The 23,426-nt window shown below is 73.2% G+C and carries 26 protein-coding genes; 18 read left to right on the forward strand and 8 right to left on the reverse strand.

What is annotated here, in order from left to right:
- Window positions 1-6: 6 nt before the first annotated feature.
- The 6 genes from LN037_RS25635 to LN037_RS25660 all read left to right on the forward strand — a co-directional run bounded on the left by LN037_RS25635 (window position 7) and on the right by LN037_RS25660 (window position 5,110).
- Window positions 7-1,224, forward strand: a complete 1,218-nt coding sequence (locus tag LN037_RS25635; RefSeq protein ID WP_230758834.1) for an enoyl-CoA hydratase-related protein — start codon at window positions 7-9, stop codon at window positions 1,222-1,224.
- Window positions 1,221-2,477 carry an aromatic ring-hydroxylating oxygenase subunit alpha gene (locus tag LN037_RS25640; RefSeq protein WP_230758836.1) on the forward strand — a complete coding sequence of 419 codons (1,257 nt, stop codon included), beginning with the start codon at window positions 1,221-1,223 and terminating at the stop codon, window positions 2,475-2,477. The genes LN037_RS25635 and LN037_RS25640 overlap by 4 nt, the downstream gene beginning before the upstream one ends.
- Window positions 2,474-2,962: an aromatic-ring-hydroxylating dioxygenase subunit beta gene (locus LN037_RS25645; RefSeq protein ID WP_230758839.1), complete on the forward strand. Its 489-nt coding sequence runs from the start codon at window positions 2,474-2,476 to the stop codon at window positions 2,960-2,962. The genes LN037_RS25640 and LN037_RS25645 overlap by 4 nt, the downstream gene beginning before the upstream one ends.
- Window positions 2,962-3,195, forward strand: coding sequence for a hypothetical protein (locus tag LN037_RS25650; RefSeq protein WP_230758841.1), 234 nt, complete (start codon window positions 2,962-2,964; stop codon window positions 3,193-3,195). The genes LN037_RS25645 and LN037_RS25650 overlap by 1 nt, the downstream gene beginning before the upstream one ends.
- Window positions 3,196-3,204: 9 nt before the next feature.
- Window positions 3,205-3,825, forward strand: a complete 621-nt coding sequence (locus LN037_RS25655) for a TetR/AcrR family transcriptional regulator (RefSeq protein WP_230758843.1) — start codon at window positions 3,205-3,207, stop codon at window positions 3,823-3,825.
- 133 nt (window positions 3,826-3,958) lie between these two features.
- Window positions 3,959-5,110, forward strand: a complete 1,152-nt coding sequence (locus LN037_RS25660) for an acetyl-CoA C-acetyltransferase (protein ID WP_230758845.1) — start codon at window positions 3,959-3,961, stop codon at window positions 5,108-5,110.
- Here LN037_RS25660 and LN037_RS25665 read toward each other — a convergent pair whose 3' ends face one another.
- On the reverse strand, window positions 5,111-5,905 hold the full coding sequence (locus LN037_RS25665) for an enoyl-CoA hydratase/isomerase family protein (protein WP_230758848.1): 795 nt from the start codon (window positions 5,903-5,905) through the stop codon (window positions 5,111-5,113).
- On the reverse strand, window positions 5,906-7,174 hold the full coding sequence (locus LN037_RS25670) for a cytochrome P450 (RefSeq protein ID WP_230758850.1): 1,269 nt from the start codon (window positions 7,172-7,174) through the stop codon (window positions 5,906-5,908).
- 68 nt (window positions 7,175-7,242) lie between these two features.
- Between LN037_RS25670 and LN037_RS25675 the strand changes: the two genes are divergently transcribed.
- The 3 genes from LN037_RS25675 (at window position 7,243) to LN037_RS33885 (ending at window position 9,917) form a co-directional block, all read left to right on the forward strand.
- Complete coding sequence (locus LN037_RS25675) at window positions 7,243-8,037, forward strand: SDR family NAD(P)-dependent oxidoreductase (RefSeq protein WP_230758852.1); 795 nt, start codon at window positions 7,243-7,245, stop codon at window positions 8,035-8,037.
- 61 nt (window positions 8,038-8,098) lie between these two features.
- Window positions 8,099-9,274, forward strand: coding sequence for an acyl-CoA dehydrogenase family protein (locus LN037_RS25680; RefSeq protein WP_230758854.1), 1,176 nt, complete (start codon window positions 8,099-8,101; stop codon window positions 9,272-9,274).
- Window positions 9,275-9,287: 13 nt separating this feature from the next.
- A complete protein-coding gene (locus LN037_RS33885) occupies window positions 9,288-9,917 on the forward strand; it encodes a TetR/AcrR family transcriptional regulator (protein ID WP_230758856.1) in 630 nt (209 codons plus the stop codon).
- A gap of 12 nt (window positions 9,918-9,929) precedes the next feature.
- Here the strand turns inward: LN037_RS33885 and LN037_RS25690 are convergent, their stop codons facing one another.
- Window positions 9,930-10,256 carry a hypothetical protein gene (locus tag LN037_RS25690; protein ID WP_372460537.1) on the reverse strand — a complete coding sequence of 109 codons (327 nt, stop codon included), beginning with the start codon at window positions 10,254-10,256 and terminating at the stop codon, window positions 9,930-9,932.
- Window positions 10,257-10,560: 304 nt separating this feature from the next.
- Between LN037_RS25690 and LN037_RS25695 the strand changes: the two genes are divergently transcribed.
- From LN037_RS25695 to LN037_RS25705, 3 genes are read left to right on the forward strand one after another with little or no spacing between them, the layout of a single operon-like run.
- Window positions 10,561-11,922 (forward strand): MFS transporter, encoded by a 1,362-nt coding sequence (locus tag LN037_RS25695; RefSeq protein WP_230758861.1) that lies wholly within the window; start codon window positions 10,561-10,563, stop codon window positions 11,920-11,922.
- 32 nt (window positions 11,923-11,954) lie between these two features.
- Window positions 11,955-12,518, forward strand: a complete 564-nt coding sequence (locus LN037_RS25700; RefSeq protein WP_230758864.1) for a nuclear transport factor 2 family protein — start codon at window positions 11,955-11,957, stop codon at window positions 12,516-12,518.
- Window positions 12,515-13,129, forward strand: a complete 615-nt coding sequence (locus LN037_RS25705; RefSeq protein ID WP_230758867.1) for a response regulator transcription factor — start codon at window positions 12,515-12,517, stop codon at window positions 13,127-13,129. Before LN037_RS25700 ends, LN037_RS25705 begins: the two co-directional genes overlap by 4 nt.
- Here the strand turns inward: LN037_RS25705 and LN037_RS25710 are convergent.
- The 4 genes from LN037_RS25710 to LN037_RS25725 all read right to left on the reverse strand — a co-directional run bounded on the left by LN037_RS25710 (window position 13,126) and on the right by LN037_RS25725 (window position 16,771).
- Window positions 13,126-14,355: an amidase family protein gene (locus LN037_RS25710; protein WP_230758870.1), complete on the reverse strand. Its 1,230-nt coding sequence runs from the start codon at window positions 14,353-14,355 to the stop codon at window positions 13,126-13,128. The two genes, LN037_RS25705 and LN037_RS25710, sit on opposite strands and share 4 nt — an antisense overlap.
- The gene (locus LN037_RS25715; RefSeq protein WP_230758873.1) at window positions 14,352-14,618 is read right to left on the reverse strand and encodes a hypothetical protein; all 267 of its coding nucleotides are present in this window, start codon (window positions 14,616-14,618) and stop codon (window positions 14,352-14,354) included. Before LN037_RS25715 ends, LN037_RS25710 begins: the two co-directional genes overlap by 4 nt.
- Before the next feature lie 17 nt (window positions 14,619-14,635).
- Window positions 14,636-15,145, reverse strand: coding sequence for a flavin reductase (locus LN037_RS25720; protein ID WP_230758876.1), 510 nt, complete (start codon window positions 15,143-15,145; stop codon window positions 14,636-14,638).
- A gap of 144 nt (window positions 15,146-15,289) precedes the next feature.
- Window positions 15,290-16,771, reverse strand: a complete 1,482-nt coding sequence (locus tag LN037_RS25725; protein WP_230758879.1) for an ATP-binding protein — start codon at window positions 16,769-16,771, stop codon at window positions 15,290-15,292.
- Between the two features lie 133 nt (window positions 16,772-16,904).
- Here LN037_RS25725 and LN037_RS25730 point away from each other — a divergent pair, with 133 nt between their 5' ends.
- The 6 genes from LN037_RS25730 to LN037_RS25755 are packed head-to-tail and all read left to right on the forward strand — an operon-like array spanning window position 16,905 to window position 21,889.
- The gene (locus LN037_RS25730; protein ID WP_230758883.1) at window positions 16,905-18,029 is read left to right on the forward strand and encodes an acyl-CoA dehydrogenase family protein; all 1,125 of its coding nucleotides are present in this window, start codon (window positions 16,905-16,907) and stop codon (window positions 18,027-18,029) included.
- A 17-nt stretch (window positions 18,030-18,046) separates the two neighbouring features.
- Complete coding sequence (locus LN037_RS25735) at window positions 18,047-18,415, forward strand: hypothetical protein (protein WP_230758885.1); 369 nt, start codon at window positions 18,047-18,049, stop codon at window positions 18,413-18,415.
- A 13-nt stretch (window positions 18,416-18,428) separates the two neighbouring features.
- Window positions 18,429-19,697, forward strand: a complete 1,269-nt coding sequence (locus LN037_RS25740) for an aromatic ring-hydroxylating oxygenase subunit alpha (protein WP_230758888.1) — start codon at window positions 18,429-18,431, stop codon at window positions 19,695-19,697.
- Complete coding sequence (locus LN037_RS25745; RefSeq protein WP_230758890.1) at window positions 19,690-20,193, forward strand: aromatic-ring-hydroxylating dioxygenase subunit beta; 504 nt, start codon at window positions 19,690-19,692, stop codon at window positions 20,191-20,193. Before LN037_RS25740 ends, LN037_RS25745 begins: the two co-directional genes overlap by 8 nt.
- The gene (locus LN037_RS25750) at window positions 20,190-20,933 is read left to right on the forward strand and encodes an SDR family NAD(P)-dependent oxidoreductase (RefSeq protein WP_230758892.1); all 744 of its coding nucleotides are present in this window, start codon (window positions 20,190-20,192) and stop codon (window positions 20,931-20,933) included. Before LN037_RS25745 ends, LN037_RS25750 begins: the two co-directional genes overlap by 4 nt.
- A 5-nt stretch (window positions 20,934-20,938) precedes the next feature.
- Window positions 20,939-21,889 (forward strand): PDR/VanB family oxidoreductase, encoded by a 951-nt coding sequence (locus tag LN037_RS25755; RefSeq protein ID WP_230758894.1) that lies wholly within the window; start codon window positions 20,939-20,941, stop codon window positions 21,887-21,889.
- A gap of 529 nt (window positions 21,890-22,418) precedes the next feature.
- Here the strand turns inward: LN037_RS25755 and LN037_RS25760 are convergent.
- Window positions 22,419-23,330: a DUF559 domain-containing protein gene (locus tag LN037_RS25760; protein WP_230758896.1), complete on the reverse strand. Its 912-nt coding sequence runs from the start codon at window positions 23,328-23,330 to the stop codon at window positions 22,419-22,421.
- Window positions 23,331-23,426 lie beyond the last annotated feature (96 nt).

Here is a 23,426-nt window from a genome sequence, read left to right on the forward strand (position 1 = left end):
GTGCCGATGTCCGACCGCGAGAAGCTCGCGCGCACGCTCTACGACGCGCTCGCCGCGGGCGACGCCGCCACGCTCGCCGACCTGCTCCACCCGGACTTCGTCGGTGAGACGACGGAGGGCCTGCCCCTCGACCTGGGCGGTCGCCACACCGGCCCCGAGGCGATGACGCAGGACTTCTGGTGGGCGATCGGGCGTAACTACCGGGCGCGCGCCGAGCCGGAGCGGATGCTCCCCCTCGCCGACGGCGGGCTCGTCGTCCTCGGCCGCTACACCGGCAGCGCCCGCGACGGCGGCGCCCCGCTGGACGCGGCCTTCGCGCACGTCCTGACCTTCGACGACGACCGGATCGTCGGGCTCGCGCAGTACACCGACAGCGCCCGCTGGGCGGCCGCGCTCCCCGCGCCGCCTGCCGGGCAGCGCCCGCTGCGGGTGGTCGAGTACGAGGTCGACGGCGGGGTGGCGACGGTTCGGCTGAACCGGCCCGACGCCGGGAACGCGATCGACCCGACCATGGTCGAGGACCTCTACGAGGCGTCCTTCCGGGCGGGCGCCGACCCTGCGGTGCGCGCCGTCCTGATCTGCGGGGCCGGGAGGAACCTCAGCGTCGGCGGCGACCTGCCGTTCTTCGCGCACACCGACGACGCCGAGCGCGCCTCTCGCCTGCGGCAGATGACCGACCTCTACCACCTGGCGCTCGACCGGTTCGCCGCGCTCGACGTCCCCGTCGTGTGTGCGGTGCGCGGCGCCGCGGCCGGTGGCGGGATGGGCCTCGCGCACGTCGCCGACATCGTGGTCGCCGCCGAGGACGCGGCCTTCGTACTCGGCTACGGCGCGATCGGGCTGGCCATCGACGGCGCGAACAGCTGGTACCTGCCCCGCGTGGTCGGGATGCGGCGGGCGCAGGAGATGTTCCTGCTCAACCGTCGCCTCGACGGGCGGGAGGCGTACGAGTGGGGCCTCGTCACCGAGGTCCTGCCCGCCGACCAGGTCGAGACGCGCGCCCGCGCCCTCGCCGACCGCCTCGCCGCCGGACCCACCGCCGCGTTCGGGCGGATGCGGCGGCTGCTCCGAGCCAGCTGGCAGACCGAGCTCTCCGAGCAGCTGGTGGCCGAGACCGCCGAGATGAGCGCGGCCGGGGCCACCGCCGACGCGGGCGAGGGCATCCGGGCCTTCGTCGCCAAGCGTCGTCCCGTGTTCCGTGGGCACGCAGGAGGAGACCGTTGACCACCACCACCGACCTCCGGTCACGGGTCGAGCCCGACCGGGTCCACGGGTCGCTCTACACCGACCCCGCGATCTACGCGCAGGAGCTCGAGCGCATCTGGTACACGACGTGGGTCTACGTCGGGCACACCAGTGAGATCCCGCAGCCCAACGACTACGTCCGCAAGAACATCGGCCCGCAGCAGGTGGTACTCACCCGCGACCGCACCGGGGCGATCCACGTCCTGCACAACCGGTGCTCGCACCGCGGGAACCTCGTCTGCGACGCCGACCGCGGCAACTCCTCGTCGTTCCGCTGCCCGTACCACGGGTGGACGTTCGCGAACACGGGCGAGCTCCTCGGGTTCCCGTTCAACCAGGGCTACGGGGGTGCGCAGGCGAAGGAGCGGCTCGCCGGACTCGGCGCCGCCCCCCGCGTCGAGAGCTACCGCGGCTTCGTCTTCGCGAGCCTCGCCGCCGAGGGCCCGACCCTGCGCGAGCACCTCGGCGCGGCCGCCGAGCGCATCGACCAGCTGTGTCGCCTCTCCCCCGAGGGCGAGGTGGAGCTGACGGCGGGCTGGGTCCGCCACGAGGTCACCGCGAACTGGAAGATGCTCGTCGAGAACGAGACCGACGGCTACCACCCGCAGTTCGTGCACTCGTCGATCTTCTCGATCTCCGGCAGCGGGATCGGCGCGCTCTACAGCGACAAGTCGACCGCGGTGACCCGCGCCCTGGGCGGCGGGCACTCGGAGAACGACCTGAGCCCCGAGTTCCGCAAGCTCGGCGTCCCCATGGGGTGGGCCGGCACCCCGGAGGCGAGGATTCCGGACTACGCGGCCGCGATGCGCGCGGCGTACGGGAAGGAGACCGGCGACGAGATCATGATCAACGGGTCACCCCACGTCATGATCTTCCCGAACCTCTTCATCGCCGAGATCCAGCTCTTCGTCATCCAGCCGCTCGCGGTCGACCGCACCGTCCAGCACGTCACGGCCATCCAGTTCGCCGGCGCGCCCGACCTCAACCGCCGGCTGGTCACCCAGTGCGTCGGCTCCGTCGGCCCCGCCGGGATGCTGCTCGCCGACGACGCCGAGATGTACGAGCGCAACCAGCGCGGCGTCGCCCAGCGGCAACCGGAGTGGCTCGACCTCAGCCGGGGCCTCCAGCGCGAGCGCACCGACGAGCGCGGGTTCACCGTCGGGACCGCCACCGACGAGACGTCGATGCGCGCGATGTGGGCGCACTACCTCACGCTCATGGACCCGGCATGACCGCCGTCGAGGAGGGCACGATCGCGCTCGCCGAGGCCGCGGCGTTCCTCTACCGGGAGGCGCGCCTGGCCGACGCCTGGGAGCTCGAGGCGTGGGAGGCGCTCTGGACCGACGACGCGACCTACCACGTCCCGGTCGACGACGCCCAGGACCCACGGACTCACATGTCGATCATCTTCGACAACCGGAACCGCATCGCCACCCGCATCAAGCAGCTGCAGACCGGCAAGCGCCACTCCCAACGACCGCTCTCCCGGCTGTGCCGCTCGGTCACCAACGTCGAGGTCCTCGGGCAGGAGGGCACGGACACCGTCGTCACCTCGGTGGTGCAGGTCCTGGAGTCCCGCGACCGCGGCTCGACGTGGTGGGTGGGCCGCGTGACCCACCGGCTGCGCCGGGTCGACGGCGAGCTGCGGATGGCGGGCAAGAAGGTCGTGCTCGTCGACTCCGACCGCGCGCTGCCCTCGATGTCGTTCCTGCTCTGATGGACGACGACGGGTTGGTGGCCAGCGAGTTCGCCACCGTGCGGGTCTCGCTCGACACGCAGGGCAACAGCCCTCGGCTGCGCCTCGAGGACCTCCGGTCCGGCGCCGTGCGGTTCCTCGACGCGCTGGAGCTCGAGTCGATCGTCTGGGCGCCCGAGGGCTTCCTGCGCGAGCTGCTCGACCCGTCCCGGCACCGGTGGCGTGACGACGGGTCCGCGGGCGGCGGACCGTAGGCTCCGGCCGTGGCACGAGAACGGCCCGGGCCGGTGCGCGAGGGAGCGAAGTCCGCGCGGACGCGGGAGCGCATCCTGCTCGCCGCCGCCCAGGTGCTGAGCCGGAAGGGCTACGCCGGGACCCGGCTCTCCGACGTCGCCACGCTCGCCGAGGTCCAGGCGCCCGCCGTCTACTACTACTGGACCTCGCGCGAGGAGCTGCTCGAGGAGGTCGTCACCGTCGGCCAGCGGGCCACCATGGAGCACGTCGTCGCATCCATGGAGGCGCTGCCCGTCGGCACCCCGGCGATGGAGCGGATCGCCCGCGCGGTCGCCGCGCACCTCGAGGTGGTCCTCGGCCGCTCGGACTTCTCCCAGGCCGCGATCCGCAACGCCGGACAGCTCCCCGCCGACATCCGCGAACGCCAGCTCGTCGGGCAGCGGGAGTACGCGGACGTCTGGCGCCGGCTCGTCGAGGAGGCCGTCGCCGCCGGGGAGATGTCCCCCGACGTCGACACCCGGGCCGCCCGGATGCTCGTGCTCGGCGCGCTCAACTGGGCGCCGGAGTGGTGGGACCCGGAGCGCAACCCGCTGGAGGAGGTCGTCGCGATCACCCAGCGGATCGTGCGCCGGGGTCTCCGCCCGTCCTGACGGCGGGTGCGGGTGCGGGTCAGCCGTGGCCCACCGCTGACGCTGGACGTCAGCAGGTCGCCACACTCCCCTGTCCGAAGTTCTTACTCTGGATTAAACTCGGCGCACCCAGTTCCCGCACGCGGAGGTGCCCATGCCCGAGGCCTACATCGTCGACGCCGTCCGCAGCCCGGTCGGCCGGCGCAACGGGGGGCTGGCGAAGGTCCACCCGGCCGACCTGGCGGCGCACCCGATCCGGCAGCTCGTCGAGCGCACCGGGGTCGACCCGGAGGCGATCGACGACGTCATCCTCGGCTGCCTCGACACGATCGGCGCCCAGGCCGGCGACATCGCACGCACCGCGGCCCTGGCGGCCGGGCTCCCCGAATCGGTCCCCTGCGTCACCGTGGACCGGCAGTGCGGCTCGTCGCAACAGGCCGTCGGCTTCGCCGCGCAGGCGGTGATGTCCGGGACCGCCGACCTCGTCCTCGCGGGCGGGGTGCAGGTCATGAGCCAGTACCCGATCCTGTCGTCGTTCGCCGCCGGCGAGCCCTTCGGCGCGGTCGACCCCTGGACCGGCTGCGAGGGCTGGGAGGCGCGCTACGGCAACCAGGAGATCTCCCAGTTCCGGGCGGCCGAGATGATCGCCGACCGCTGGGACATCTCCCGCGAGGCCATGGAGCGCTTCGCCTACGAGAGCCACCACCGGGCGCTGCGGGCGATCGACGAGGGCCGGTTCGACCGCGAGATCGTGCCGATCGCCGGGCTCTCCGCCGACGAGGGCCCGCGCGCCGACACCACCCCCGAGAAGATGGCCGGCCTGAAGACGCTCGCGCCCGGCGGGAAGATCACCGCCGGTGTGGCCAGCCAGATCTCCGACGGCGCGGCGTGCCTCGCGATCGCCTCGGAGCAGGCCGTGGCCGACCACGGTCTCACCCCCCGGGCCCGCGTCCACCACGTCTCGGCCCGCGGCACCGACCCGGTGATCATGCTGACCGCCCCGATCCCGGCCACCGCGCACGCCTTGAAGAAGACCGGGCTCGACATCGGCGACATCGACGTCGTCGAGATCAACGAGGCCTTCGCCAGCGTCGTGCAGGCGTGGCTGATCGAGACCGGCGCCGACCCGGCGCGCGTCAACCCGAACGGCGGGGCCATCGCCCTCGGGCACCCGCTCGGCGCCACCGGCGCGCGGCTCATGACGACGATGCTCCACGAACTGGAGCGCACCGGCGGCCGCTACGGGCTGCAGACGATGTGCGAGGGCGGCGGCCAGGCCAACGTCACGATCATCGAGCGGCTGTAGCTACCGACCGACGAACCTCGGGGGCCGCCGCTCGATGACGGCGGCGAGCCCCTCGAGGGAGTCGGCGGTACCGGACAGCTCGGACACGGTCCGGGCCTCCTCCGGCAGCTGCGCCTCCACCCGCGAGCCGAGCCCCGACCACATCAGCCGCTTCGTCGCGGCCAGCGCCAGCGGGGCGCCGTCGACGAGGCGGGCGACCAGCTCGTCGACCGCCGCGTCGAGCCCGTCGTCGGGAACGACCCGCGTGAGCAGCCCCAGCTCGAGCGCCTCCGCGGCCGTGAGCACCGGGTTGGTCAGCGAGATCTCCAGCGCCTTGCGCAGCCCGACCAGCGCCGGGAGCGTCACCGTGGTCCCGGCGTCGGGCGCCATGCCCACCCGCGTCGCCCCGCCGAGGAAGGACGCCGACTCCGCCGCCACGACGAGGTCGGAGGCGCAGACCAGCCCGAAGCCGCCGCCCCCGGCGGCGAATCCCTGCACCTTCGTGACGACGGGTGCGGGCAGGTTCAGCAGTCCCTGCACCACGATCTGCAGCCACGACGTGGCCTCGCGCAGGTAGTCGGGCAGCCCCTCGCCCTTGCTCGCGAACGTCTTGACGTCGCCGCCGGCGCAGAAGTGCCGCCCCTCCCCCGACAGCACGAGGACACGCAGGCCCGGCCGGCCGTGGCAGGTCATGACGGCGTCGTGGAAGGCGCGCAGGAGCGGTACGTCGAGCCCGTTGCTCGCCTCCGGACGATTCAGCCGCAGGCGCGCGACGCCGCGGTCGTCGACGTCGAGCAGGACGGGCGAGGAGCTCACTCAGGGCCTCCGCAAGGTGTATGGCATGGACGTGATCGCCTGCATGAAGTTGCCGGCGAGGTAGGTCGGCTCTCCGGCCTCGAGCCCCGGAGCGCGCGTCAGGAGCTCGCCGAACAGGGCGCGGAGCTGGGTCTTCGCGAGCTGGTTCCCGAGGCAGTAGTGCGGCCCGCCGCCGCCGAAGCCGACGTGCGGGTTGGGGTCGCGGGTGATGTCGAAGCGCATCGGGTCGGCGAACACCTCGGGGTCGCGGTTGCCCGAGGCGTAGAACAGCACCACCCAGTCGCCCTGCCGGATGCGCCGGCCGTGCAGCTCGACGTCGCGGGTCGCGGTGCGTCGGAAGGTCATGACGGGGGTGGCCCAGCGGACGAACTCGTCCACGGCGGGGCCGATCCGCCCGTCGAGGTCGGCCGCCAGCAGGTCCCGCTGGTCGGGGTGCAGCGTGAACTGCCGGACCGTGCTCGAGATCGTGTTCCGCGTCGTGTCGTTGCCGGCCACCGAGAGCAGCACGAAGAAGGCCGCGATCTCGTCGTCGTTGAGACGCTCGCCGTCGACCTCGGCCTGGACGAGGTTCGTCATGAGGTCGTCGGCCGGGTGCGCGCGGCGGTCCTCGGCGTGCTCGAGCGCGATCCGCATCAGCCCGAGCAGGGACTCCCAGAGCAGCTCGGCGGGCTCCCGGCCCTGCCGGACGTCCTCGTCGCCCCAGCTCACCATGCCGTCCGCCGCGGCGGTCGCGAGCTCCCGCGTCTCCTGGTCCTCGAGCCCCATCATCTCGAAGATCGTCCACTGCGGGAGGCGGCGGGAGACCTGCGCGACGAAGTCGCCGCTCTCCGTCTCCAGGAGCTCGTCGACGAGCCGGCGGGCCTGGTCGCGGATCTGCGCCTCGATCGTCCGCACCCGCTTCGGGGTGAAGGCCGCCGAGACGAGGCGGCGCAGCTGGGTGTGCCGCGGGGCGTCGGTCGCGAGGAACGAGCTGGCCGACTCCAGGATCGCGACCGGGACGTCCTCCATCTGGATGCCCTCGCCGGAGCAGAAGGTCCCGGGGTCCTTGCTGACGGCGACGATGTCGGCGTGGCGGGTCACCGCCCAGAAGCCGGCGCCGTCCTCCGGCGGCATCATCGAGCCCTCCGCGGGCGGGTGCCAGCTGATCGGGCGTTCCCGGCGCAGGACCGCGAAGTCGGCCTCCCGGTCCTCCGGGGACTTCGCCCAGAACGACAGCGGCGCGAGCGAGACCTCGTCGTTGGGGGGCCGGTCGGTGGTCGCGGTCGTCATCGCACACTCCCTCGCAGCGGTGGTCTAATCTAGATTAGAAGAAGTGCCCCCGGGACGGAAGGACGGCCGTGGACCTCGGACTGGGCGGCGCCCGGGTGATCGTGACCGGTGGCGCCTCGAACATCGGGCGTGGCATCGTGCACGGCTTCGCCCGCGAGGGCGCCCGCGTGCTGCTCGCGGACCGGGACGCCGAGCAGTCGGCCCGCGTGCGGACCGAGGCGCTCGACCTCGGCGCGGCCGAGGTGCGCGAGGTGATCGGCGACCTGACCGCCGAGGGCGCCGGGGACCGCGTCGTCGCCGACGCCGTCGGGGCGTGGGGCGGCGTGGACGTGCTGGTGAACAACTGCGGCTGGAGCGTGCCGGGGTTCCTCACCGAGCAGACCGACCGGGCGCTCTGGCAGCGCACGATCGAGACCAACCTCTACACCGCGATCGACGCGACGCAGGCCGTGCTCGCGACCATGACCGAGCAGCGCGCCGGCGCGGTCGTCTTCATCTCCAGCGACGCCGCCTTCGGGGCGGTCCGCCAGGGCGTCTACGGCACGACGAAGGCCGGCCTCATCGCCCTCGCCCGCACCACGGCGCGCGAGCAGGGCCGGCACGGCATCCGCGCCAACGTCGTCTGCCCGGGGCTCGTCCTGCCCGACGAGGGCGGGGTCGGCGCCGACAGCCTCTGGGCCGCGGGGCGCGACGCGATCTTCGATGACGACCAGATCGCCCACGTCACGAAGCAGACCCCGCTGCGGCGGCTGACCACCCCGGAGGACGTGGCCGCCGCCGTCGTCTGGCTCGCCTCCGACGTCGCCGCCCGCCAGGTCACCGGCCAGGTCGTCGCGGTCGGCGGCGGATCGTCGATGCCGTGAGCTTGACCCGGCCGCCCGCCGGTTTTTACTCTCGATGAAATTCTGTCGCAGGGAGAGCCCCGTGAACACGTCCTCGATCGTCCCCGAGACCGACGAGCGCGCCGCGCTGCGCGACGCCGTCACCGCGCTCGTGAGCCGCTACGGGCACGACTACTTCGTGGAGAAGGCGCACGCGCACGCCGAGCCCACCGAGTTGTGGAAGGAGCTCGGCGCCGCCGGGTTCCTCGGCGTGCACCTGCCCGAGGAGTACGGCGGGGGCGGCGGCACCCTCGGCGACCTGCTGGTCGTCGTGGAGGCGGCGTCGGCGGCCGGGTGCCCGCTGCTCATGACGGTCATCTCCCCCGCGATCTGCGGGACGATCCTCGCGCGGCACGCGTCGCACGAGATGAAGCAGCGCTGGCTGACCGGCATCGCCGACGGCTCGCTCAAGATGGCCTTCGCGATCACCGAGCCCGACGCCGGGTCCAACAGCCACGAGGTCACCACCACCGCCCACCCCGACGGCGACGGGGGCTGGCGGCTCTCGGGCACGAAGTACTGGACCTCCGGGATCGACGAGGCCGACGCCGTGCTCGTCGTCGCCCGCAGCGGCAGCGCCCCCGCCACGGGTGACCGCAAGCCGCTGTCGCTCTACGTCGTCCCCACCGACTCCGCGGGCCTGACCTGGCAGCCGATCCCGGCCGCCCTCACCCAGCCCGAGCAGCAGTTCACGGTGTTCTTCGACGACGTCCCGCTCGGTCCCGAGGCGCTCATCGGCGACGACGGCAACGGGCTGCGGCAGGTCTTCGCCGGGCTCAACCCCGAGCGCATCACCGCGGCGGCGATCAGCAACGGCATCTCGCTGTACTCGCTGGAGAAGGCGACGGCGTACGCGAACGAGCGGGCGGTGTGGAAGGGCGTGAAGATCGGGGCGCACCAGGGCGTGGCCCACCCGCTGGCCGAGTGCTACATCGCGGTCGCGCAGGCGCGGCTCATGGCGCAGCGCGCCGCCGACCTGTTCGACGAGGGCGCCGACGCCGCCGAGGCGTCGAACATCGCCAAGTTCGCGGCCGCCGACTCCTCGCTGCGCACGCTCGACCAGGCGATGCAGACCCACGGCGGCAACGGCATGTCGCTGGAGTACGGGCTCGCCGACCTGTGGTTCCTGGCCCGCATGCTCAAGACCGCGCCGGTCAGCCGGGAGATGGTGCTCAACTTCGTCGCCCAGCGCTCGCTCGGACTGCCCGCGTCGTACTGACTACGCTGACGCCGTGCCCGCGTCCCCCGCCCCGTCGAGCGAGGGGACCGGTCGCGGCACGAAGTCGGCGCGGACCCGCCGTCGGGTGGTGGACGCCGCGGCGCACGTGCTGGTGCGCCGCGGGTACGCCGGGACGCGGCTCTCGGACGTCGCGGCGGTCGCCCAGGTGCAGGCGCCGGCGATCTACTACTACTTCTCCTCGCGCGACGAGCTCATCGAGGAGGCGGTCGCCGTCGGGCTGGCCCGGGCCCGCACGCTGGTGGAGGAGGCGCTCGCGGAGGCCGACGGCTCGCCGCTGGACCGGCTCCGGGTCGCGGTGGCCGCGCACCTGAGCACGCTGCTGACCCACTCCGACCACGCGGCGGCGGCGATCCGCACCGTGCCGCAGCTGCCCGAGTCGATGCGGGCCCGCCACCGCCAGGCCGAGCGGGACTACGTGGAGATCTGGCGGGGCCTGGTCGCCGAGGCCCGGGCGGCCGGCGAGATCGACCGGGACCTCGACCCCGGGGTGGCGCTCATGGTGGTGCTCGGGGCCCTGAACTGGACCGCCGAGTGGTGGGACCCGGGCCGCGGGTCCCTCGAGGGCATCATCGCCACCGCGCAGCGCCTCGTGGTCGACGGGCTCGCCGCCGACCACGAGTGAGCCGCGCGGGGGTCAGCCGACCTGGCGCCGGGCGGTGTCCTCCCGGGCCGCGAGCGGCGCCCCGGCCAGGTCCTCCTCGTTGCACAGGACCTTGACCTTGAAGTAGGGCGAGCCCTGGGCGTCGTCGTAGTCGAGGTGGATGGCGATGACGTCGACGGCCTCGCCGAGCCAGGTCTCCGTCTCGCGCAGCCACCCGGCGCACCGCTCCAGGGCGGCCGGGAGTTCGTCGTCGCAGAACTCGACCGCGCGGTAGGGCACGTCCTCGACGCGGTCCTGGGCCCCGGACGGCCGGGGAAGTCCCGCGGCGAGGCCGAGGTCGTCGAGCTCCAACTTCGTCACGTGCTGGGTCACCCCTCCGAGCCTCCCAGGCCCGAGGGCGGGCGGAAACCCCGGGTCGACGGGTCCGCGGGCCGGAGCGCCCTCGTCGGACCGGGTCGGCCCGACCCGGTTCCGCACGTCCGCTCCGGGATCCCCGACCCCATCACCGCGCGGTTCCCGTCGTGTGAACAACGGTCGCGCGGGCCGGGTGGAGTGAGGGATTCCCCTACACCGGTGCCCGTACTTCCCGATGGCTCCCGATCCGCGGCCTGGGGTTCTCTGTGAACCGCCCCACCGGTCCCCCACCACCCCTCGGGAGCTGCTCTTGTCCACCGAGCACGAGACCCAGGCGAGCGTCCGCACCGCCGACGACCAGCCACGCACCGGACTGCTGAAGGTCGCGGCCGCCACCGGGATCGGGACGTCGCTGGAGTTCTACGACTTCGCGATCTACGGCACCGCGACCGCGCTGGTCTTCACCGACACGTTCTTCCGGTCCGACGACGCCTGGTTCGCCACCTTCATGGGGCTCGCGACCTTCGGCATCGGGTTCCTCATGGCCCCGCTCGGCGCCCTGCTGTTCGGCTGGGTCGGGGACCGGAAGGGGCGCCGCACGGCCCTGATGATGACCTTCATCGGCATGGGCCTCGCGACCGTGCTGATGGGCCTGCTGCCGCCCTACGCGGTGATCGGTGTCGCCGCCCCGCTCCTGCTCGTCCTGCTGCGCATGGTCCACGGCCTCGCCCGCGGCGGCGAGACCGGCGGCGCCGCGACGCTCGCGATGGAGCACGCACCCCCGCGGCACCGCGCGCTCTGGGGCGTCTTCACCGCCCTGGGCTCGCCGCTCGGCACGATCCTCGCCAACGTCGCGTTCGCGCTCGTGCTGCTGCTGCCCCGCGAGGCGGTCGCGAGCTGGGGCTGGCGCCTGCCGTTCCTGTTCGGCGGCGTGGTGCTGGTGCTCGGGCTGTGGGTCCGCCGCAGCGTCCACGAGAGCCCGGTGTTCCAGGACATGGTCCGCCACGCGGGCGAGGTCCGGCGCGCCCCCGCCGCCGAGGTGTTCCGCACCGGCTGGCGCCGCGTGCTGCTCGCCGCCGGGGCGAACATCGGCCTCAACTCGATGACCTTCGTGCTCGCGATCTTCATGCTGTCCTACGCCACGGCCGCGGCGCCGCAGGGCCTCGGCCTGCCGCGCGGCCCGGTCGTCGCCGGCAGCATCGTCGCGCTGCTGCTCCACGCCCTCGCCAACGTCGGCGGCGCGGTGGCCTCCGACCGCTTCGGCCGCCGCCCGGTGATGATCACCGGAGCCGTCGCGTCGATGGGCGCCGCGCTCGTGCTCTTCCCGATCGCGGAGGGCGGCACCGTCACCGCCTTCGTCCTCGCGGTCTCCCTCGGGTTCCTGACGACGGGTGTGCTCTTCGGGCCGATGTACGTCTACTTCGGCGAGCTCTTCCCCCGCGAGCAGCGCCAGACCGGCATGGGCATCGCCTACCACGTCGGTGCGGTCCTGGGCGGCGGCATCTCCCCGCTGGTCGCGAACCGCATCCTCGCCCTCACCGGCGACGCCGCGAACATCGGCTTCTACCTCGCCGGCGCCCTGCTGCTCACGCTGGGCTGCCTGGCGCTGCTGCCCGAGACCGCCCCGCGGAAGGTCGACGCCGCCGCGCCCGCACCCGTCGTCGGGACCTGACCCCTACCCTGCGCACCGGAAGGAGCACCGCGATGACGACCGTCGAAGCGACCACGCTCGAGGCCCTCGCCCGCCGGGTCGACGTCCTCGAGTCCGAGGCCGACATCCGCCGCCTGCAGGCCCGGTACATGTGGCTGTGCGACACCCCGAACCCGGAGTACGGCGTCACCGACGACGCCGCGCGCATCGAGCTGATCCTCGAGCTCTACACCGACGACGCCGTGTGGGAGGGCGTCGGCGAGTACTACACCGGCCAGTTCGGCCGCGCCGAGGGCAAGGCCGCGATCCGTCGACACTTCCAGGGGTTCTGGGGCGAGAAGCAGGACCCGGCGCTGCTGCTCAACGCCCACTACCTGACCTCCGAGCAGATCCACGTCGACGGCGACGAGGCGACCGGGCAGTGGATCCACTGCCAGCCGTGGCTGTTCTCCGACGGCCGGGCCCTGCTCCGGTCCAGCCGCCTGAACAACGCGTTCCGGCGGGACGACGGGACCTGGCGGATCACCCGCACCCGCACCGAGAACGTGTTCGTCGCACCCCTGCCGACGAACTTCGCGAGCGACTTCCCGTCCACCTCGGTGCTGACGCGGCCATGAGCGACGAGCCGGTCGTGCACATCGTCGACGACGACGAGGACCTCCGACGCTCCCTGGTGTTCCTGCTGGAGAGCGTCGGGGTCACCCCGCTGACCTACCCCGACGCCCGGACCTTCCTCGCGGAGTTCGACCCGGAGGCGCCCGCGGTGGTGGTGGTCGACGTGCGCATGCCCGGCATGAGCGGCTTCGGGCTCCAGGAGGAGCTCGTCGCCCGCGACTACCCCGCGCCCCTCGTGTTCTGCTCGGCCCACGGCGACATCCCCATGTCGGTGCGGGCCCTGCAGCGCGGCGCGGTGGACTTCCTCGAGAAGCCCTACGAGCCGCAGCGGCTGCTGGAGATCGTCCAGCGCCACCAGGCCGCCGCGGTGGAGGCGTTCACGCGGCGGGCCGCCCGCCGCGACGTCGAGCGCCGCGTCGAGACCCTCACCGCCCGCGAGCGGGAGGTGCTCCGACTCGTCATCGACGGGCTGCCCAGCCAGGTCGTGGCCCGCCGTCTCGGCACGAGCGTCAAGACGATCGACGTGCACCGCGCCCGCATCCGCGCCAAGACCGGGGCCGACAGCCTCGGCGCGCTCGTGCGGGACCTGCTGCTGCACCGCGTCGAGGTCTAGGAGAGCCCCGCCTCGACCCACCGCCCGGCCCCGAGCAGGGCGAGCTCGGCGTCGGGCCGGCCGATCAGCTGCAGCCCCAGCGGCCGCCCGTCGTCGTCGCGCAGGCCCGGGACCGACAGCTGCGGCAGGCCGAGTGCCTGCCAGGGACGGCTGAGCACCGGGTTGCCGGTGGCACCCAGACCGGCCGGCGCGGGACCGGGTGCGCCCGGTCCGAGGATCGCGTCCACGTCCAGGTGCGCCAGGAGGGTCGCGCGCGCCGCGGCCACCCGCTCCCGAGCGGCCTCGTGGTCCGCGCGCGGGGTCGCCGCGCCCGTGTCGAGCAGCGACCGCAGCGGCTCCGAGAGCGCCTCCGGGTGCCGGTGCTCGACCGCGCGCTCGCGGGCCGCCTCGTAGGCCATCACGACGGGGTGGTCGGCGGCGACCGCCGCGACCAGGTCCTCCGCGTCGAACTCGACGACCTCGGCACCCGCCGCCCGCAGCCGCGCGACGGCGCCGTCGAGGGCCGCGGCCATGACCGGTTCGACCACCTCGAGCGGGCTCGCCCGCCACACGGCGAGGCGCGGCGGGCCGACGGGGGCGGGGTCGTCGCCGTCGAGCAGCGCCGCGACCGCGAGGGACAGGTCGGAGACGGTCGCGGCGAACACGCCGTGGCTGTCGAGGCTCTCCGCGAGCCCGGTGACGCCGTCGACCGGCAACCGGCCGTGGGTGAGCACGAGCGCCGCGACCCCGCAGAAGGCGGCCGGGCGGGTGACCGACCCCGCCGTCTGGGACCCGAGGGCGAGCGGGACGTGCCCGGCCGCGACCGCGGCCGCCGATCCGCTCGACGAGCCGCCGGGGGTGTGGCCCGGGGCGGCCGGGTTGTTGGTGGGGCCGGGCGCGAAGAACGCGAACTCGGTGGTGACGGTCTTCCCGATCGGCACCGCGCCGAGCGCCCGCCACCGCGCGACGATCGCGGCGTCCGCCGCCGCGGGCGGGGCGTCGGCGCGCAGCACGGAGCCGCAGCGGGTGGGCAGGCCCGCGAGGTCGATGATGTCCTTGACCCCGAGCGGCACGCCGCCGAGGGGTCCCGCGGTTCCCGACGCCGGGTCGCTCCGCGCGACCCAGGCCTGCACCTCCGGCTCGGTCGCGGCGATCGCCGCGTCGGCCCGGGCGAGCGCCGCCGCGGGCGTCGTCGTGCCGTCGGCCAGCTCGCCGACGAGGGCGCGGAGCGACCAGGGGGCCGTCACGCCTCGGTCCAGACGACGTCGGCGGTCCAGAAGTCCATGCCCGACTCGCTGACGCCGTGGCGCCACTCCGAGGTGCGGCGCAGCAGCGGCTCCACGCGGGCGGTGACCGCGTCGGCGGCGGCCGGCCCGTCCTGCGGCACCTGCCAGTGCACCCAGCTGAGCTCGTGGCCGCCGTCATCGTGCACGAAGAGGTCGACGTGGCGCCAGCCGTAGCCGTGGGTGTCGTTGTAGCAGGTCAGCGTCATGCGCTCGGCTCCGCTCACGGGTCCTCCAGAGGTGCTCAGGCGATCAGCGCGTCGGCGCCGACCCGGTGGAAGCGGCGCCGGAAGTACACGAGGGCCCCGCCGTCGTCGTGGGCCCGGACGTGCTCGACGGCGACGAACAGCACGGTGTGCGAGCCGAGGTCCTGCTCGGCCTCGATCCGGCCGACCACCACGGCCGCGGCGTGGCGCAGCACGGGGACGCCGTGGGTGTCGAGGTCCCAGGCGTCGTCGAACCGCTCGGCGGTGGGCACCTGCGTCGCCCCGGCGAAGTGCATCGCGAGGTCCTCCTGGCCGTCGGCGAGCACGTTGACCGCGAGCCGTCCGTTGCCGGTGACGATCCCGTGTGAGCGGCTCGCCCGGTTGAGGCAGACGAGCATCGTCGGCGGCGCGTCGGTCACCGAGCACGCGGCGCTGACCGTCATGCCCGCGCGGCCGCAGGGCCCGTCGGTGGACACGACGTTGACGGCCGCGGACAGGTTCGCCATCGCGGCGCGGAAGGACTGCTGCGTCCCGGTGAGCTCCGACATCGATTCCTCCTGGGATTCCGGCGGTGGATCGACGGTAGAACCGGGGCCTCCGTGTCCGACATCGAGACTTCTCCCGCCCAGGCTAAGGAATTCACGCACGGTGCGGCCAGGTCGGGAATCCCCGCGCGGCCGTCGGGGAATTCCTTACGCGAGCGGCAGGGCGAATCCGAAGCGCGATCCGCCGTCGGGACGGTGCTCGGCCCAGATGCGTCCGTGCTGGCGCGTGATGATGCGGTAGCTCAGTGCGAGGCCGATCCCGCTGCCGTGCTCCTTGGTGGTGAACTCCGTGAAGGGGTCGCCGGTGAAGCCGCGTCCGCGGTCGTCGACGGTGAGCACCGCGTCGGCGCCCTCGCGGGCGAGCGTGATCGTGAGGTCGCGGTCCTCCGACGGGCAGGCGGCGAGCTCGTCGACGGCGTTGAAGCAGAGGTTGAGCACGACCTGCCCGGTGAGCACGCGCTCGCAGCGCACGCCGAGCCCGTCGTCCGGAACGTGCACACCGACCCGCACGCCCGGCGGATCGGCGCGCAGCCGCACGAAGTAGAGGCACTCCTCGAGGACGTCGCGCAGGTCGACCACCTGCTCGGTGTGCTCGAGGTGCCCGACGTACGCGCGTACCGAGGAGACGATGCGCGCCGCCCGGTCGATCTGCCGCCCGGCCGAGGAGATCCCGACGTCGAGGTGGTCCGCCGCCTCGGCCGGCAGCGTCCCGGAGGCCACCAATGCCGCGGCGCGGCGGGTGACCCCGGCGAGGAAGTTGCCGGCGGCGGCGAGCGGCTGGCCGAGCTCGTGGGCGATCGCCATCGCCATGTCACCCATCGCGGTGTAGCGCGCGAGGTGGTTCTCGCGGGCCAGTTCCCGCTCCCGGCGGGCCTCGGTGCTCACCCGCTCCGACACGTCGTGGAGCAGCATGAGCAGGGCGTCGTCGAGCCGTTCGAGGCTGCCCTCCAGCCAGACCGGACCGGTCTGCCCCGCGGCGGGCACCTCGAGCTGCACGGGCGCCACCGGCGCGGCCCGGCGGGCGAGTTCGCTCCAGCTCGTGCGCCGCCCCTCGGAGCGCAGGGTGCCGAAGCGCGTGAGACGGCCCAGGGCCTCGTCGGGATCGGCGCGGAGCACCGCGATCGCGGTGTCGGTCGCGAACCGCACCGTGCCGTCGGGGTCGAGCATGAGCGCGATCGTCGAGGTGTGCCGCGACAGTGCGTCCACGTAGGAGGTGGTGCGTCGCAGGAGCTGCTCGACCTCCTGTTCCCGCTCGATGTCCCGGAACTGGACCATGACGACGGGGCCCTGCGCGAGCTCGACGCGGGTCGCCACGGCGTCGGTGGGGATGACCCGGCCCGTGCGCGAGCGGTAGTGCCACTCGATCCGGTTGCTACCGCGCTCCACCGCCTCCTGCAGCCAGGCCCGTCCGATCACGCGGTCGTACTGGGCCGCCGAGCTCGACATGTGGTGGGCCTTGAGCGGGCGCAGCTCGGTGACCGACCACTCGAGCAGGTCGCACGCGGCCGGGTTCGCCCAGAGGATGTTCTTGGTCGCCGCGTCGTGCACCAGCACGCAGGTCCGGCTGGCGTTCATCATCGCCACGAAGTCCGTCGTGACCAGTTCGGGGGCGCTCGGGTCGGCCGTCACCGCGTCAGCGTAGGGGCCTCGTCGGGAGATCGACCCGTGAAGGATTCCCCTACGTCGCGCGGGTGCACTTCCCATTCCGATCTCGCCCGCCTCCTCCCTACCGTCGGTCCCATCACCGCGAGGAGGCACCGTGATGGACGACGACCCGCAGTTCTCGGCCGTTCTCGCCGAACTGTCGACGCGCCGCGACGAGTTCCGTGCGCAGCGCTACGTCCCGCGCGATTTCGTGGCCCGGCTCAAGGAGCTCGGCCTCTACCGCGCCGCGACGCCGTCGAAGTTCGGCGGCGAACCGCTCCCGCCCGCCCGGTTCCTGGAGAAGATCGAGCGGATCTCCGCGGTCGACGGGTCGACCGGGTGGGTCGCGAGCTTCGGCTCCGCGCAGATCTACCTCGCCGCGCTGCCCGTGGACACGCAGGCCGAGATCTTCACCGACGGGCCCGACGTCGCGTTCGCGGGCGGGCTCTTCCCACCGCAGCCGGCCGAGCCGACCGAGCGCGGCTTCCTCGTCGACGGCCGGTGGCGCTTCGCCAGCGGCTGCCTGGGCGCCGACCTGCTCGGCGTCGGGCTGCCCGGGGACGCGTCGACCGGCGGCAAGCCCCGCTCGGCGGTGCTGCGCCCCGAGCAGGTCGAGATCGTCCAGGACTGGGACGTCGTCGGGATGCGGGGCACCGGGTCGTTCGACCTCGTGGTGCGCGGCGTCGAGGTGCCCCGCGAGTGGACCTTCGTCCGCGGCGGTGCACCGACCATCGACGAGCCGCTCTACCGCTACCCGACGATCGCCTACGCCGCCCAGGTGCTCGCCGTCGTCGGCGCCGGGGTCGCGCGGGCCGCGCTGGACCACGCCCGCCACGTCGGCGGCGGCTACGCCGGCATCACCGGGGCGCCGAAGCTCGCGGACCGGCCCTACTACCGGACGGACGTCGCGAAGGCCGAGGCGTCGCTGCGCTCGGCGCGCGCCTGGTTCTACGAGCTCTCCGAGCAGGTCTGGGAGCACGTCCTGCGCGGCGACGAGGCCACCGACGAGCAGAACGCCGAACTCCGCCTGTCCGCCGCGCACCTCGCGAAGACCGCCTCGGACGTCGTCTCCGACCTCATCGAGATCTCCGGGACCGCCCCCATCTACACGGGCCACCCGCTGGCCGACCTCGCGGGCGACGCCCTCGTCCCGAAGCAGCACGCCTTCCTCGGCCCGCAGATCTACGACGCCGCCGGCGCCGTCCTCATGGGTCTGCCCCCCACCACGCCCGGCTTCCGCTGACCCACCAGGAGTCCTCCGTGAGCACCGCCCCCCTGCGCGTCCTGTTCTGCCTCGGCATCAACCAGAACTTCTTCGACCTGCCCACCGACGGGATCACCGCCGGCGACGTCTGGAAGGCCACGATGGCCTTCGTCGACGGGCTGAAGGCGCTCCCCGGCCTCACCTACATCGCCGACATCGACGACGACGCCCACATGGTCGGGCCGTCCGAGGGCTGGCCCTGGACCTTCTACGTCCTCGCCGACGCCGACTCGCAGGAGACCGTCAAGGCCGCCTGCAACCTCGTCCGGACCACCCCGGTCGGCTCCGGCGACGTGAAGTTCTGGCGCTTCGTGCGCATCGAGGCCCGCATCGGGCGCGCCCTGACCGTCCGCGACGACGTCTGACCCGGGAGCGATCATGACCATCGACGAGACCCCCGCGGACCTGGTCGCGGCCGACCGCGTCGCGGGACGGCTCTACACCGACCCCGAGCTGTTCGAGCTCGAGATGACGCGCATCTTCGAGCGCACCTGGGTGTGGGTCGCGCACGAGAGCGAGCTGCCTGGGCCGGGCACCTTCAAGTCCACCTACGTCGGCCGCCAGCCGGTGATCGTCACCCGCGACCGCAAGGGCGTGCTGCGCACCCTGCTCAACCGCTGCCGCCACCGTGGCGCCAGCGTCTGTGAGAAGCCGTTCGGCAAGGCCAACGGCTTCACGTGCCCGTACCACGCCTGGTCCTACGGCCTCGACGGCGCGCTGCGCGGGGTGCCCTACCCGGACGGCTACGAGGGCGTGCTCGAGCGCAAGGACATCTCGCTCGGCCGGCTGCGCACCGAGTCCTACGGCGGGATGGTGTTCGCGACGTTCGACGAGGCCGCCGAGCCCCTCGAGGACTTCCTCGGCGACGTGCGCGGGTGGATCGACCGCTTCATGGCGCAGGGCGGCGGGTTCCCGATCAAGGTACTCGGGCGGCACCGCTTCACGTTCCGCGGCAACTGGAAGATACAGCTCGAGAACACGACCGACGGCTACCACTTCCCGATCGTCCACCGGTCCTGGATGGCCTCGGTCGACGCCGAGACCGCGGACATGATGTCGTTCATGACCGACCCGACGGCGGTCACCCACGACCTCGGGCACGGCCACAGCGTCATGCAGATGGTCCCCGAGCACTCCGACCTCGCCGCCGACGACGGCACCGAACCGCTGCAGGCGCGCTTCGACCACGTCGTCGCGGAGCTCTCCACCGAGCTCGACGACGCCGCCGTGCGCCGGGTCGTCCGCGCGATGCACGGCACCGGGTTCAACCTGAACCTGTTCCCCAACGTGTCGATGTCCGCGGCGTTCTTCCGGGTCCTGCGCCCGATCGCCGTCGACCGCACCGAGATCGAGCACATCGCGATCGGCCCCGACGGGCCGGCCGCGCTCGACGTGGTCAACCGCGAGCGCATGCGGGTCCACGAGCACTTCCAGGGCCCGTTCGGCTTCGGCACGCCCGACGACGCCGAGGGCTGGGACCGCGTCCAGCGCGGCGCCCAGGCCGCCCCCGGGATGCCGATCATGGTCAACCGCGGGCTCGCCCGGGAGAAGCCGTCCGCCGAGGGCTGGCCCACCTCGCACGTCACCGACGAGACCGGCATGCGCGCGGCCTACGCGCAGTGGAAGGAGATGATGGGCGATGACTGAGGCGCTGTCTCTCGTCCCCACCACCGACGCGCGGGTCGCCCGCGCGATCGACCTGATCTGGCGTGAGGCCGACCTGCTCGACCGGCGCGAGTACCGCGCCTGGGACGAGCTGTACGCCGACGACGCGCTCTACGTCATCCCGATCGACCGGGAGACCGACGACTTCGCGTCGGTGCTGAACATGGTCTACGACGACACCCGGATGCGGCGGATGCGCATCAACCGGCTCACCGAGGGCTACGCGATCGCGGCCGTCGACGCTGCTCGGACGGTGCGCACGGTGTCGCGGTTCGTGCCGCTGGCCGTGTCCGACGACGAGGTGACGGTGCGCTCGGCGCAGATCCTCGTCGCCTACAAGCGCGACCACCACGACCTCTGGGCGGCGGACGTCGAGCACGTCGTGCGTCTGGGGGCCGATGGCGATCGGATCGTGCGGAAGGTGATCCGGCTCGTCGACAGCGAGGCCGCCGTGCCGGCCGCGGGGTTCCTGCTGTGAGCGGGTCCCAGGTCGCGGTGGTGACCGGCGGCGCGCGCGGACTGGGCGCGTCGATCGTGCGGCGGTTGCACGGCGACGGGTACCGCGTCGCGGTCGCCGACCTCGACGGCGGAGCCGCCGCGGCCCTCGCGAAGGAGCTCGACCCGTCGTCGGGAACGGCCGTGGGGTTCGCCGCGGACGTGGCGGAGCGGGCCGCGATCGAGGGGCTGCTCGCCGGGGTGCTGGACCGGTTCGGCGCGGTGCACGTGCTGGTGAACAACGCCGCGCGCACGCAGGCCGTGCCGCTGATGGACATCAGCCCCGAGGCGCTGGACGAGGTGATGCGCGTGAACCTGGGCGGCACCTTCGCGACCTGCCAGGTGTTCGGCGCGCACCTCGCGGCGCAGGGCTACGGCCGGATCGTGAACATGGCCTCGCTCGCCGGGCAGAACGGCGGGACCGCCACCGGTGGGCACTACGCGGCGTCGAAGGGCGCGATCCTGTCGACGACGAAGGTGTTCGCGCGGGAGCTCGCCGGTCGCGGCGTGACGGTGAACGCCGTGTCGCCCGGGCCGCAGGACAGCGAGATGGTGCGGTCGATCGTCGGGGACCGCCTGGAGTCGTACCTGGAGCAGATTCCCGTCGGCCGCCTCGGTGACCCGGACTTCGTCGCGCAGATGGTGGCGCTGCTCGCCTCCCCCGCCGCCGCGACGTGCACCGGGGCCTGCTGGGACACGAACGGGGGCCTGTACCTGCGATGACCGCCATGACAGAGACCCGAGTGCGGGTGGTCGAGGTCGTGCGGGAGTCCGACGTCGTCCGCAGCCTGCGGTTGATCCGCGAGGACGGCGGGCCGCTCGGTCCGTACCGGGCCGGGGCGCACATCGACGTCGTGGGCCCGACCGGCGTGCTGCGCCAGTACTCGCTGTGCAACCCGCCCGAGGAGGCGGACTCGCTGACGATCGCGGTGAAGCGCGAGGCCTCGTCGCGGGGCGGGTCGGCGGCGCTGCACGAGGTGGCGGTCGGGTCGTCGTTGACGATCGGCGCGCCGCGCAACCTGCTGTCGGTCGCCGACGACGCCGATCGGCACCTGCTCGTCGCGGGCGGGATCGGCATCACGCCGTTGCTGTCGATGGCCTACGAGCTGCACCGCCGCGGCGCGGACTTCGCGCTGCACTACGTCGCGCGGTCCCGGGCCGAGGCGGCGTTCGTCGAACTGCTCGAGCACCGCGTCCCGTTCGCCGCGCGGGTGCACCTGCACCTGGGGACACCGCGGGCCGAACGGGCCGGCGCGTTGTCGGCGGCCGTGGCGGAGCTCTCCGCGTCGAGCCACGTGTACACGTGCGGGCCGCAGGGGTTCATGGACGCGGTCCGTGCTGCGGCCGCGCCGGTGGTCGGGGCCGGGCACGTGCACGTCGAGGCGTTCGTGGCGGCGGCGGTCGACTCCTCCGCCGACCGGTCCTTCACCGTCGAGCTGGACACCGGGGAGGAGTTCGAGATCCCGGCCGACCGGACGATCCTGTCGGTGCTGGAGGAGAACGACGTCGAGGTGTTCACCTCGTGCACCGAGGGCGTGTGCGGCTCGTGCGTGTCGGGGCTGCTCGCCGGCGAGGCCGACCACCGTGACAGCTGCATCCCGGCCTCGGAGCGCGGTGAACGGATCGCGCTCTGCGTCTCCCGGGCGCGCTCGGATCGTCTGGTGATCGAGCTGTCCTGAGGGTGACCCGCGCCAGGCCGCCTTCCCGCGCAAGATCCTGTTCCGCGGAGCGATGTGCTCGCCGAGCGATCACATCGCGCGGCTCGTCGGGATCTTGCTGCTCGGACCATCGCGCGGGGTTCTCGCCGTGGCTTCGACGCCTCGCCGGGGTCTCGGCGTGCACCCGACCGGCGGCAAGATCCTGTCCTGCGGAGCGATGTGGTCGCTGAGCGATCACATCGCGCGGCTCGCCGAGATCTTGCTGCTCGGACCCGTGCCGGGGATCTCGCCGTGGCTTCGACGCCTCGCCGGGTCTCGGCGTGCACCCGACCGGCGGCAAGATCCTGTTCTGCGGAGCGATGTGCTCGCTGAGCGATCACATCGCGCAGCTCGTCGGGATCTTGCTGCTCGGACCCGTGCGGGGGTTCTCGCCGTGGCTTCGACGCCTCGCCGGGTCTCGGCGGGCACCCGACCGACGGCAAGATCCTGTTCTGCGGAGCGACGTGCTCGCTGAGCGATCACATCGCGCGGCTCGTCGAGATCTTGCTGCTCACCCACGAGCGGCAAGCACCCGGCGGAGGTTCGCCAGGAACGTCTCCGGGCTGCCGGTGATCTCGTGCCAGTTCGTCCGGACCACGATCCAGCCGGCCGCGGCGAGGGCGTTCTGCCGGTCGGCGTCGCGGAGGAACGCCTTGAGGTCGCGGTGACAGGCCCAGCCGTCGATCTCGACGACCACCTTGAGCCCGGGGAACGCGACGTCCAGGACCGCCCGCCCGAACCCCGGCAGGTCGATCGGCAGGTTGGCCACCCACCCGACGATGGCGGCGTCGCGGAGTCGGGCGTGCGTTCGTCGTTCGGCCTCCGAGACCGCGCCGCCCTCGGCCAGCGCGATCAGCGCGGCGAGCAGCTCGGCACCCGGTCGTCCGGATCGGCGGGTGCGCGCGGCGCGGAGCGCGGCCACGGTGACCTTCCGGCGCTGCAGGGCGGTGTCGACGAGCTTCGCGCCCTCGACGAGTCCGAGACTCACAGCCGCATCCAGGACCGACGCGACCGGGGTGGTGACCGGGAGCCGCTTGTGCGTGGTCCGGTCCCTCGCCGGAACGTCGCGGTAGGCGAGATCGACCTCCTTGCGACGACGACGCCGGCTGGTCCGCCCGACGGCGACCGTCATCCGGCGCGGACGTGTTTCCAGCAGACCCCACCACCAGGCGGCGCCCTCGCCCACCAGCACGGCGTCCGGGCCGAGCGACATCACGGCCGCCCGGATGATGGCTTGCGGGGTGGGTTGGTAGGACGCGACCTGGTAGACGCGCGGGGCGATCGGGAACCACTGCTTCGCGGCGACCCGCCGGCGGACCGCCTCGTGGCTCATGCCGTGGTCCCGGGCCTGGTCGAGGTGGACGACACCATCCTGCTTGCTGATCAGGATGTTGAGGGCGAGTTCCTGCTCATGGGTGCTCACATCCGCTTGGAGTGTCGCGAGTGGGATGCGGTTCCGGCCGATTTCCGGCCAAGATCCGAACGCGCGGAGCGAAGTGATCGCTCAGCGACCACATCG

It is taken from the genome of Actinomycetospora soli (assembly GCF_021026295.1).
GTDB lineage: Bacteria > Actinomycetota > Actinomycetes > Mycobacteriales > Pseudonocardiaceae > Actinomycetospora > Actinomycetospora soli.